Genomic DNA, 9,218 nt, shown 5'->3' on the forward strand with positions numbered 1-9,218 from the left:
GACGATGCCGCCGGCGTGCACCACCACGGGCTCGAACACGGTGCCCTCCGCCGTGCGTCGCGGGGCGACGAGCAGCACGTGCCGGTAGCGCGGTCGCCGCGGGTCGCGCAGGTCGACGATGCTCACCCGCGATCCCTGCTCGCCCCCGCGCCGCGGCTGCGCGTACCGGCTGGTGATGGCGATCGGCCGGCCCTCGAACTCGCCGACCGCGATGCCCTGCGGCCACCACCGCTGGTCGTACACGTCGATGAGCCGCCAACGGAAGCCCTCGACGGCTGCCGCACCCGGAACACGCACCCGCCGCGCGCGGTGCCCTCGGCGAGCGAGCAGGCCGCGGAGCCCGATGCGCTCGGCGGGTGCTGGGGCAGCGGCGTCGGCCAGGCCGGGCTCGGTGAACGAGCCGTGCAGCTCGAAGGCGGGCGTCATCAGACCGCGGTCTGCTCGATCTCCGGCTTTCGGGTCGTCTTAGGCTTTCGTGGCGTCTTTGGCTCTCGGGGCGTCCCAGGCTCGGCTGGACCGTTCCACGTCTTGATGATCGCCCAGGCGACCGCCGCGATAGGCACCGACAGCACCGCGCCGATGATTCCGCCCAGGATGGTTCCGGCGGTGAGCGCGAGCAGGATGACGAGCGGGTGCAGCTTGAGCGACTGGGCCATCACGACCGGCTGCAGGAAGTTACCCTCGAGCTGGTTCACCACGATCACGATGATCACCACGATGAGCGCCGCCACGGGGCCGTTGGCGACGAGCGCCACGAGCGCGGCGAGGATGCCCGCGACGGTGGCACCGATGAGCGGGATGAACGCCGAGAGGAACACGATCACGGCCAGCGGCAGCGCGAGGGGCACCCCGATGATCGCAACGCCGACGCCGATCGCGACGGCGTCGACCGCGGCTATGGTCGCCGTGCCGCGCACGTAACCGCCGAGGGTCTTCACCGCGACATGGCCGATGCGGTGCCCGCGCTCCAGGGCGTGGCCGCTGAACGGGCGCAGGAAGAACGCCCAGATGCGGTCGCCGTCTTTCAGGAAGAAGAAAAGGATGACCAGCGCGAGCAGCACGCCGGTGATGAGCTCGCCCGCGACCGAGACGCCGGCGAGCGCGCCCGAGCCGAACTGGCTGCTGGTGAGGAAGTCGACGACCGTGTCGCGCAGGGAGTCGAGCTGCTTCTGATCGACGGGGATCGGACCGTTCTCGACGAACTCCTGCAGTTGGTCGATGCCGTCTGAGGCGGATGACACGAGCTCGCCCCACTGGTCGCGCACAGCGAACACGATGAGCGTAATGAGCCCGCCGAACACCACGAGGCCGGCGATCAGGGTGATCCAGGTAGCGAGGATCGCCGAGACGCCGCGTCGGCGCAGGAAGGTGATCACGGGGCTGAGGGCCGCCGCCAGGATGACCGCGATGAGCAGCGGGATGACCACGAGCTTGAGCTGGATGAGCGCGAATACCGCCGCGATGGCCAGCAGCAGCACAACGATGATCTGCGCACTGCGGATACTGAGCACGCCCAGCCTGTCGGTCATCAGCTCGCGCGGGGAGGGGCGGGTGTGCATCTCGTCGGACATAGACCAACCCTAGGCGAGCGTTCGCTCAGTCGTCGCTCGCGACCAGCAATGCTATGGTCTTCGACTTCGGCGAGACGATCACGAACTCGTGGAACCCGAGCACGCCCATGTGCGCGCCCCAGCGGTGTCGGTCCGTGTCATCCACATTCAATCTGTACACCGCTGTCGCCGCGTCGAGAACGTGCGCCACGAAACTGTCGTACTTGACGGTGAACTCGTCGGGCAACGGGCCGAGCTGCACCGCCCACGCGCGAACGATGGCGCGGCACCTGCGCGCCGAGGACTTCTCGAACGAGGCGAGCGTGATGCGGTCGAGCATGTACGGGCCGTGCAGGCCGCGCGACGGCTCGGGAAGCGCGCCCGACGGGCTCGCGTAGTCGTCGTCGTACCAGGCGTTGGCGATTACGGCCGCCACGATGTCTTTGGCACTGCCCACACCGGAGTAGGCGAAGAACTTGACGTCGATCCAGCGGTAGTCGGCCGCGATCTCGCGAAATCTGATGATCTCGGAGTTGACGTGCGTGATCTCGACGGTGAGTGGTCTCGCATTCGGGTTAGCCACGACGGGTATCAGTTCTCCGAATGCTGTTCGGAGCCGGTGGGCTCGGGGATGATGCGGAGGCCGGCCGGGGTGTTGGCGAGCTGCACCAGTTCTTCGAGCCAGACCCGGTTGAGCGTCGGATCCTTCTTGCCGTAGAAATCGAACTGCAGCGGGATGGCGGGGTGCAGCCAGACCGAGCTGTGTCCGCTGCCCTGCGACGACTTGTACTCCCACGAGAAGGTGAAGCTCTCGCCGCGACGCAGCTTGGCGAGCATGACGACCTTCAGATGGGCGAGAATCCGGTCGTCGAACTCGACGCTGATGGACGGCGTTCCATAAATTAGTTTGCCCACTGTGGTCCTTAGGGGTGTGCTTGGAAGGGTGTGCCTAGTCGAACGCGCTGTCGATATCGGCGATCGCGCGGTCGAAATTCTTTGCCTGTTCTGCCGCGTCGGCGCGTGGCTCGATGGCTACCATCGTGTCGGGTTGGGGCAGCTCAGGAATCGGCAACTCGTTCTCGTCAGCATAAACCTCGTCTGAATCGGCGACATCAAACTGTATCGACGAACTCAACACGACGCTGTGCGTGGCAATCGTACCGTCCTGCTCCAGCACCGGGATCTCGACGACGATGCTGTTGTTCTCGGCGGACATAGTCGACACGAACCCCAGTAGCGCTTCGGCGGCCGCTGCGCTCGTGACGAGGGTGCCGCTGGCGAAAGAAATGCTTTTCATACTGCGACCCTAACCGGCGGCGCGGCGGTCGCCGTACACCGGGCGAGTCGACGCCGGAAGTGATATTTCCTAGGCGCTCTCGACCCGCACCTGGGCGATGGCGTGCTCTGCCGCGACCCACGCCAGCATCGCGCATTTGACCCGTGCGATGTACTTCGAGACACCGCCGAGCGCGGCCGCGTCGCCGAGCAGTTCTTCGTCGGGCTCGATGGCACCGCGCGAGCGCATCGCCGTACGGAACAGGTCGATGCGGCCCTGTAGGTCGGCGAGGGTGAGCGAGACGGCCATCTCGGTGAACAGCGACGCGGAGGCCTGCGATATGGCGCAGCCGTGTCCCTCCCAGGTGACGGAGGTCACGATGTCGGTGCCCGGCTCGACGTGCAGTTGCAGCGTGACCTCGTCGCCGCAGGTCGGGTTGACCTGGTGCGACGAGGCGGTCGCCTCAGGCTTAAGGCCGAAGCCTTGCGGATGGCGAGAGTGGTCGAGGATCAGCTCCTGGTAGAGCGCCTGCAGCTCTGAAGAACTCATGAACTCACTCCGAAGAAGGTGGTGGCGTCTGCGACGCCGGCGAGCATCTGGTCGATCTCGGCGTCGGTCGAGTACAGGTAGGCACTAGCCCGCGTCGACGATGTGACGCCGAGGCGGCGGTGCAGCGGTTGCGCACAGTGGTGACCCACCCGCACGGCGATGCCGCGGTCGTCGAGAAACTGTCCGACGTCGTGCGAGTGCACGCCGGCGACGTCGAAGCTGGCGAGTCCGACGCGGTGGGTGCCGGCCGGCTGGCCCAGCACACGCACACCGGCGATCGACGATAGCCCGGCGACGAGGCGCTCGCCCAGCCGCGACTCGTGGTCGGCGATGCGCTGCAGTCCCACGTTCTCGAGGTAGCGCACGGCGGCGGCGAGACCCACGGCCTGCGAGATGCGCTGGGTTCCGGCCTCGAATCGCTGCGGAGCGGGCAGATACTCGGCCGACTCCATCGTGACGGTGGTGATCATGGAGCCGCCGGTGAGGAACGGGGGCATCGCGTTCAACAGGTCGGCGCGGCCGTAGAGCACGCCGATGCCGGTGGGGCCGAGCATCTTGTGCCCCGAGAACACGGCGAAGTCGACGCCCAGGCCCCTGACGTCGAGCGCGAGGTGCGGCGCCGACTGGCAGGCGTCGAGCACGGTGAGGGCGCCGACCGCCTTCGCCCGGGCGACCAGGTCGACGACCGGGTTCACGATGCCCAGCACATTCGACACGTGGGTGAAGGCGAGGATGCGCGTGCGCTCGGTGATGACCGCGTCGATGCTCTGCGGGTCGAGCGACCCGTCGTCGAGGATCGCGATGAATCTCAGGGTGGCCCCGGTGCGCGCCGCGAGCTCCTGCCACGGCAGCAGGTTCGCGTGATGCTCCATCTCGGTGACCACGATCTCGTCGCCGGGGCCGATGCGCAGCGCACGCGCGGCTTCACCGCCGCGGCCGAGGCTCGCGTTCGAGATGGCGTAGGCGACGAGGTTGATGCCCTCCGTCGCGTTCGACGTCCAGACGATCTCGTCTTCGCGGGCCCCGACGAACCGGGCGACGGTGGCGCGGGCGTCTTCGAAGGTCTCGGTGGCGAGGGCGGCGAGCATATGCGCCCCGCGGTGCACGGCGGCGTTGTCGCGCTCGTAGAACGAACGCTCGGCGTCGAGCACCTGCACCGGCTTCTGCGAGGTGGCGCCGGAGTCGAGGTAGACGAGCGGTGCGCCGTTGACCACGGTCGACAGGATCGGGAAATCGGCGCGGATGGCGGCCAGTTCGGCGTCGCCGAGGGCGTCGGTCCGGGTCGTCTGTGCGGTGTCGGTCACCCATAGAGTCTACGCGCCGGGCCCGCACACGCGCCGGATCGCACCCCTCCTGCCGAGCGCGGCCCTACGGCGCGAGGGCGCAGTCGAGGTCGGCGATGAGGTCGTTCACGTCTTCGATGCCGATCGAGAGGCGGATGAGCCCGGGCGAGATGCCGAGACGGTCGCGCAGGTCTTGCGAGAACGAGCTGTGCGTCGTGGTGGCCGGATGCAGCGCCATCGACCGGGTGTCGCCGATGTTGGTCATGCGGCTCACGACCCGCAGCCGGTCGAGGAAACGCCGGGCGCCCGCCTCTCCCCCGCGCACGGTGACCGAGAAGACCGAGCCGCTGCGCCCGCCGTAGAGCCGCTGCGCCAGCTCGGTGCGCGGGTTGCCGGGCAGGCCGGCGTAGTCGACGCTCTCGACGTTCGGGTGGGTGGTGAGCCACTCGGCGATCGTCACCGAGTTGGAGAGGTGGCGCTCCATGCGCAGGGAGAGCGTCTCGATGCCCTGGTGCAGCAGGAACGAGTTGAACGGCGACAGCGCCGGGCCGATGTCGTTCACGACCGCCTCGCGGGTGGCGCGGGCGTAGGCGACGTCGCCGTAGCGCTCGGCGATCGAAGGAAGGCCGGGCGCGGCCGGCTGGGTGATCAGCGGGAACGCGCGGGTGGCGCCGACCCAGTCGAAGGTTCCGCCGTCGACGATGGTTCCCGAGATGGCGGCGCCGTGGCCGGAGAAGAACTTGGTCGACGAGTGCACCACGATGTCGGCGCCGTGCTCGAACGGTCGGATGAGGTACGGGGTCGCGATGGTGTTGTCGACGACGAACGGGATGCCGTGCCGTTTGGCGACCGCCGCCACCCGGCCGATGTCGACGATGTCGTTCTTCGGGTTGGGAATCGTCTCGCTGAAGATGGCCTTGGTCTTCGGCGTGATCAGACGGTCCCACTCGTCGTCGTCGTTCTCATCCCAGACGTAGTCGACGGTCACCCCGAACCGGGCGAAACTGCGGCCGAAGAGGATGCGGGTGCCGCTGTAGATGCTCGCGGTCGACACGATGTGGTCGCCGCTGCCGGCGAGCGAGAGCAGCGCCGACGTGATGGCGGCCTGCCCCGAGGCCACGACGATCGCCTCGGTGCCCCCTTCGAGAGACGCGATGCGCTTCTCGGCGACGCTGCCCGAGGGGTTGCGCTGCCGCGAGTAGATGAGACCGTCGTTCTCGCCGGCGAACCGGCCGCGCGCGTCGTCGAACGAACCGAACCGGTACCCGGCGGTCATCGCGATGGGCGAGACGCGCGCGCCGCTGTTGAGGTCGTCGTACTCGCCGGCGTGCACCTGGCGGGTGTCGAACGCGTAGCCCTGCCAGTCGTACTCGGGCTCGGACACCTGGTGGTCGTGGTCGGTCACTGGTTCTCCCTCAGGCGACGCACGGCATCGGCCATGCTGATGACGGCTTCTTCGAGAATGGGGCGCGGCATCGCGAAGATGATGCGCACGTGGTCGTCGTATCCGGCGCCGCAGAGCGCGCCGTCGGTCAGCGCGACCCCCGCCTCGGTGCGGAAGAAATCGCCCAGGGAACCCGGGATGTTGAGGGCGGAACAGTCCAGCCAGGCGATGTACGTGGCATCCGGAACCGTGTATTTCACCTCCGGCAGGTGCTCGGCCAGCAGGTCGCGCAGCAGGAAACGGCTGCCGTCGAGGTACTCGGTGACCTCGGTGAGCCACTCGCGGCCGTGGGAGTAGGCGGCGGTCGCGGCGATGACGCCGGGGGTGGATGCACCGTGCAGAACCGCGAATCCGAAGATCTGGTAGAGCTCCTCGTCGGCCTCGTTCGAGGTGATGAGCTGGGCGGCCTTGAGGCCGGGGAGGTTCCACGCCTTGGAGGCGGAGGTTGCCGTGATCGTGTGCTTGGCGGCCGCGGGCGAAACGGAGGCGTACGGGACGTGCGGCGCGTCGCCGTAGCGCAGCGGCGAGTGGATCTCGTCGGCGAAGACCCGGCCGTTGTGGCGGTCGACGACGGCCGCGATGGCCTCGAGTTCGTCGCGCCCGATGGCGGTGCCCGTGGGGTTCTGCGGGTTGCACAGGATGAGGGTGCGCGCGCCAGCGAGAAAGGCCCGGTCGATCGCGGCGAGGTCGTGGCTCCACCGCCCGTCGGTCACGACGCCGGGCACCTGGAACACCTCGCGGCCGAGGGTGGGAACGAAGCTGAGGAACGGCATGTATGCGGGCGTCGGGATGATGACGCCCGTTCCGTCGGGAGAGAACTTGGTGATCGCCACCTCGAGGGCGGACATCACGTCGGAGACCGGGTGGATGTTCTCGGGCGCGATGTCCCACCGACAGTCGGTCTTGAGCCACGCCGAGGTCGCCTCGGCCATGCGCCGGGTGGTCGCCGGCGCGAGGTAGCCGAGGTCGCCGTCGTCGATGGCGCGGTGCAGGGCCTCGGTGACCGCGGGCGCCGTGCCGAAGTCCATTTCGGCGACCCAGGCGCCGATCGTGCCCGGGTGCAGGCTCCACTTGCGGCTGTCGGGACGGCTCAGCTGGTGCCGGCTGATCTCGTCGAAGCGGCTCGTCGTCATGGCTGGTCTCTCGTGGTCCGTCGTCTCGTCTAACCGACAGTAGTTAGTCCGGTTGCGTGCGACAGCGGCGGGCGACTCACAGCGTCATCTAAGTCGACTAACGTGAACTCGGCCCGCGGCGTGCGGGATCGTTTCCAGCGCCCGGAGTGAAGAGTTGCGAATAGTAGTAATCGGTGACGTCGGAGTGATCGACACCATGGTGCACGTCGGCGACGAGGCCATGTTCGACGAGATGGTCTACCAGCTGCGCGGCCGCGGCGTCGACCACATCACGGGTATCTCGTCGAACCCGGCAGAGACCCGCGAGCGTTACGGCATCGACGCGGTCGCGGGCATCGGCTTCCGCACCCAGAAGACACGCGACGAGCAGCAGCACCGCATGCAGCGCGTCGTGCGCACCGCCGCCGGCGAGACCGGGCTGCTCGAGGCGGGCGACAGCGCCCACGCGGTCATCGAGGCCATCCGCTCGAGCGACGGCGTCGCCGTCTCGGGCGGCGGCAACATGGCCAGCACCTGGCCGTCGCACATCTTCGAACGCGCGACGATCGGCGAGATCGCCCGCCTGCTGGGCAAGCCGTTCGTCGTCTCCGGCCAGACGCTCGGCCCGCACCTCGACGACGCGGACCGCGCCCTGGTCGCGACACTGCTCTCCTCCGCCCGCCTCGTCGGCCTGCGCGAGAAGCCGTCGCACGCCCTGGCGCTCGAGCTCGGTGGCGACCCCGCAGTGCTCGCGCAGACGGTGGACGACGCGAGCTTCCTGAGCGAACAGGGCAGAGATTCGGATGTCGCGGACGACACCGCCTCCCCGTACTGCCTCGTCTCGCTCTCCACCCACGTCGGTGTCGAGAACCGCGACGAGTTTCAGCAGGCCGTCGCCGACCTGCTCGACCACCTGGTCGAGACCACCGGCCTCGACATCCGCTTCTACGCCCACTTCGCCTCGCTCGACGAGACCGAGTCGCGCGGCGACACCGTCATGCACGACGCCGTGATCGCACGCATGGCCTCCACCAACGTCGCCACCCTCAACGAGGGCGACTCGGTGGCGGCGGCGCGGCTCGCCCGCGGTGCCGCGCTCGTGGTCAGTAGCCGGTACCACCCGGCCGTGTTCGCGGTCTCGGGAGGGGTGCCCACCATCGGCATTCCGGTGGACGACTACACCACGACGAAGCTCACCGGCGCCCTCGGCAACTTCGGCCAGAGCTCGTTGGTCAGTGCCGCGCAACTGGTCGCGGGTGCGGCGCCGGCCGTGGCATCCGGGGTCTGGAACGACCGGGAGACCGTCCGCGCGCGGGGCATCTCCCTGGCCGAGTCCAACCGCGCCGCCTCGGCCGCCTGGTGGGACCGCGTGGCGGCGGCGCTCGGCGCCTAGCGCGACTCGTTGAACTTGTTCAGCAGGCGGGCGAAGGCCTCGATGTCGGCGGCGTCCCAGCTGGCGAGCATGCGGCGGTAGTCGCTCTTCAGCTCGACCCGGAACTCGTCGAGGCGCTCGTTGGCCTTGACGCTCGAGACCACGAGGCTGGCGCGGCCGTCCTCCGGGTCGGGCTGGGCCTCGATGAGCCCGCTCTCACGCAGCGCGGTGAGCTGGCGGCTGACGGCGCTCTTGTCCATCGACAGTCCGGCCGCGACGTCGCCGGCTCGGATCGGCTCGTGCGCCATCACGAAGCGCAGCACGAGGTAGCCGGCGGTCTGCATGTCGGGGTCGAGGTGCTCGACGAGACGCTTCACCCGCGCCTTGCTCGCGCGGTACAGCACCGCCACGCCCTGCTCGATCTCGAGTGCGTAGGCGTCGCGGGCCGCATCGGATTCCGGGGAATCAGGCACGGGCATCCGGGGTCGTCGATTTCGTGTCCGTGACGATCGGCACAGGACGGGTGAGCACCGAGGTGGGCACGACGGCCTCTCCGCCCGCCACGTTGAGCAGCAGTTCGGCCTCGGTCTGGGCGAGCTGCTGCACGCCGGTCTTGGTGCCGAGTTCAGCGT

10 protein-coding genes and 1 pseudogene are annotated in these 9,218 nt (G+C 68.7%); 1 reads left to right on the forward strand and 10 read right to left on the reverse strand.

Going from position 1 to position 9,218, the window contains the following annotated elements; all coding sequences use genetic code 11:
• The 9 genes and pseudogenes from ACLQ6X_RS16885 to ACLQ6X_RS16925 all read right to left on the reverse strand — a co-directional run.
• Positions 1-426 (reverse strand): annotated as a pseudogene (locus ACLQ6X_RS16885) (hypothetical protein); the annotation flags it as partial.
• Entirely contained in the window at positions 426-1,571 is a 1,146-nt protein-coding gene (locus ACLQ6X_RS16890) for an AI-2E family transporter (protein ID WP_411701310.1), read from the reverse strand. The gene ACLQ6X_RS16890 and the pseudogene ACLQ6X_RS16885, both read right to left, overlap by 1 nt.
• Before the next feature lie 25 nt (positions 1,572-1,596).
• Positions 1,597-2,133 carry a hypothetical protein gene (locus ACLQ6X_RS16895; protein WP_411701311.1) on the reverse strand — a complete coding sequence of 179 codons (537 nt, stop codon included), beginning with the start codon at positions 2,131-2,133 and terminating at the stop codon, positions 1,597-1,599.
• A gap of 8 nt (positions 2,134-2,141) precedes the next feature.
• The gene (locus ACLQ6X_RS16900; RefSeq protein ID WP_411701312.1) at positions 2,142-2,465 is read right to left on the reverse strand and encodes an ATP-dependent DNA ligase; all 324 of its coding nucleotides are present in this window, start codon (positions 2,463-2,465) and stop codon (positions 2,142-2,144) included.
• A 34-nt stretch (positions 2,466-2,499) separates the two neighbouring features.
• A complete protein-coding gene (locus ACLQ6X_RS16905; RefSeq protein ID WP_411701313.1) occupies positions 2,500-2,847 on the reverse strand; it encodes a hypothetical protein in 348 nt (115 codons plus the stop codon).
• A 69-nt stretch (positions 2,848-2,916) separates the two neighbouring features.
• Positions 2,917-3,375 (reverse strand): Fe-S cluster assembly sulfur transfer protein SufU, encoded by a 459-nt coding sequence (gene sufU, locus ACLQ6X_RS16910; RefSeq protein ID WP_411701314.1) that lies wholly within the window; start codon positions 3,373-3,375, stop codon positions 2,917-2,919.
• Positions 3,372-4,679, reverse strand: coding sequence for an aminotransferase class V-fold PLP-dependent enzyme (locus ACLQ6X_RS16915; protein ID WP_411701315.1), 1,308 nt, complete (start codon positions 4,677-4,679; stop codon positions 3,372-3,374). The genes sufU and ACLQ6X_RS16915 overlap by 4 nt, the downstream gene beginning before the upstream one ends.
• Before the next feature lie 64 nt (positions 4,680-4,743).
• Positions 4,744-6,063 (reverse strand): O-acetylhomoserine aminocarboxypropyltransferase/cysteine synthase family protein, encoded by a 1,320-nt coding sequence (locus tag ACLQ6X_RS16920; RefSeq protein ID WP_411701316.1) that lies wholly within the window; start codon positions 6,061-6,063, stop codon positions 4,744-4,746.
• Positions 6,060-7,235 (reverse strand): MalY/PatB family protein, encoded by a 1,176-nt coding sequence (locus tag ACLQ6X_RS16925; protein WP_411701317.1) that lies wholly within the window; start codon positions 7,233-7,235, stop codon positions 6,060-6,062. Before ACLQ6X_RS16925 ends, ACLQ6X_RS16920 begins: the two co-directional genes overlap by 4 nt.
• A 154-nt stretch (positions 7,236-7,389) precedes the next feature.
• Here ACLQ6X_RS16925 and ACLQ6X_RS16930 point away from each other — a divergent pair, with 154 nt between their 5' ends.
• Positions 7,390-8,607: a polysaccharide pyruvyl transferase family protein gene (locus ACLQ6X_RS16930; protein WP_411701318.1), complete on the forward strand. Its 1,218-nt coding sequence runs from the start codon at positions 7,390-7,392 to the stop codon at positions 8,605-8,607.
• Here the strand turns inward: ACLQ6X_RS16930 and ACLQ6X_RS16935 are convergent.
• Complete coding sequence (locus ACLQ6X_RS16935) at positions 8,604-9,059, reverse strand: MarR family winged helix-turn-helix transcriptional regulator (RefSeq protein WP_411701319.1); 456 nt, start codon at positions 9,057-9,059, stop codon at positions 8,604-8,606. The two genes, ACLQ6X_RS16930 and ACLQ6X_RS16935, sit on opposite strands and share 4 nt — an antisense overlap.
• Positions 9,060-9,218 lie beyond the last annotated feature (159 nt).

It is taken from the genome of Conyzicola sp. (assembly GCF_046714715.1).
In the GTDB taxonomy this organism is placed as follows: domain Bacteria; phylum Actinomycetota; class Actinomycetes; order Actinomycetales; family Microbacteriaceae; genus Conyzicola.

Excerpts from the sequence above, each read along its gene's own strand:
- ACLQ6X_RS16890 (WP_411701310.1), bottom strand. The coding sequence starts at position 1,571 with ATGTCCGACGAGATGCACACCCGCCCCTCCCCGCGCGAGCTGATGACC.
- ACLQ6X_RS16905 (WP_411701313.1), bottom strand. The coding sequence starts at position 2,847 with ATGAAAAGCATTTCTTTCGCCAGCGGCACCCTCGTCACGAGCGCAGCG.
- sufU (WP_411701314.1), bottom strand. The coding sequence starts at position 3,375 with ATGAGTTCTTCAGAGCTGCAGGCGCTCTACCAGGAGCTGATCCTCGAC.
- ACLQ6X_RS16925 (WP_411701317.1), bottom strand. The coding sequence starts at position 7,235 with ATGACGACGAGCCGCTTCGACGAGATCAGCCGGCACCAGCTGAGCCGT.